The 1,400-nt window shown below is 34.8% G+C and carries 1 protein-coding gene and 2 pseudogenes; all 3 read right to left on the bottom strand.

Annotated elements, in window-relative coordinates; genetic code table 11:
• Positions 1–109: pseudogene (locus tag ACFIMA_RS09615) on the bottom strand (trwi protein); the annotation flags it as partial.
• Positions 110–292: 183 nt separating this feature from the next.
• Positions 293–1,234, bottom strand: a complete 942-nt coding sequence (locus ACFIMA_RS09610) for a type IV secretion system protein (RefSeq protein WP_375693778.1) — start codon at positions 1,232–1,234, stop codon at positions 293–295.
• 69 nt (positions 1,235–1,303) lie between these two features.
• Positions 1,304–1,400 (bottom strand): annotated as a pseudogene (locus tag ACFIMA_RS09605) (TrwH protein); the annotation flags it as partial.

Below are 1,400 nucleotides of genomic sequence, written 5' to 3'. Positions count from 1 at the left end.
ATACAAAGGGTGTAATTGTAACAATTGCTTTTGAGGAAATATCCGTGACATATGTTTTTGTTATCTGATCAATTTTATTGAAAAGTTGCGTGAACACTGTAAAGTCCATGGAATTCCTCTTTAACAAATTTTCAACTTTTTATCACCTTGGAACATAGATATATGCTAAACGCCTCATTTTCATTTATACATTACCTAAGTGTTTTCAGCACGATATCTTGGCTTTGATAAAATCTTTGTGCCTCTCTTAATTGTTCAGAGAGTACTGAACCTTCTACATTGGTTTTTGTTTTCATCGTATGATAGGCATCCCTTTTTTTTCATGATCAAAAATTTTCATATCAAGTTCGCGTCTTTTCCTTTTGATAAGTGATTGCTCAGCGTCACGTAAATGCGCTACCATTTCCATCTTTATAAATTCATTTTGGATCATGGTTAACGAACCATCGATATGTGCTTGAAGATCTGCAATATCTTTCAGGTTTTCTTTTGTTTGAAGTTCATTAAATAGATTTTTGAGGTATTGAAAACGATTTTCTACGTTTTCAAAAGTTTCTAAACTTACAGCTTTATCTAGTATCGATGCAAATTGTAAACGCTCTGAAATAGCTTTGCCCATTTGATCAAAAGGCTCAGAAACTTTGTTTTCGTCCTCTAGTACCTTTTGATATGATTTCCTTGAAAGCTTATCACTCTTATAGAGCGATTCTGGTTCTTTGAGAAAAAAACTAGAAAAATCTATAGTTTTAGGTCCAGTTTTTTGACTATTTGTTATAGCCTGATAGGTTTTTTCTGTTTGCGAAAGTTGTTCTTTTTTCAACTCAAGCTGTTTTTTTAAGAGCTCAATAATTTCCCCTTTTTTTAATAGATTAGTAAGCTCCAGATATTTTGCTGATGGAGCAGATACGAAAGTTGATTTAGGTACCTGAGCTGTGGGAGATATTGGAGGTGTGTTAGATGGCTTAGAGCCACTAGGTTTGGACGGTACGCGATTTCTCATCGTTCCAAAATTAGAAAGGTCAATTTTAATATCGGGTGGAAGTTTACGTGGTGGCTCATAGCCTTTTGGTGGTTTTGGTTTATAATTGTTGCTTGAATCGAGATTTCCTGACCCTATAGTAGGAACTGCAAAACGGCTATGACCTCCTCCTTGCTTAGTAAGAGTGTTACTTCTTGCTAAGTTTGTTGTTCCAAGAAAAGCACTAATCGCTATGATAATAATCAGCTTTTGCATATTTCACACCTTTTAATTTTCACATATTTAGAAAGACTGACCATTACATTATTAACTTCATAAATCAGTTTATGAGATTCCGTTGTCTCCTCGCTTGATTTCGGCAGGGATTGTTTTATTAATGGGCACACGGTTCCTATCATTGGGCTGTTTTAGCTTTGGTGCT

Origin of the sequence: Bartonella sp. AP88HLJMH, assembly GCF_042195605.1 — a bacterium.
Taxonomy (GTDB): domain Bacteria; phylum Pseudomonadota; class Alphaproteobacteria; order Rhizobiales; family Rhizobiaceae; genus Bartonella.
The sequence above is the reverse complement of the archived record's forward strand: the minus strand, read 5'-3'. Positions and strand labels throughout refer to the sequence as shown.

What these genes read in the sequence shown, in the direction of transcription:
- ACFIMA_RS09610 (WP_375693778.1), bottom strand. Translation starts at nt 1,234, where the DNA reads ATGCAAAAGCTGATTATTATCATAGCGATTAGTGCTTTTCTTGGAACA.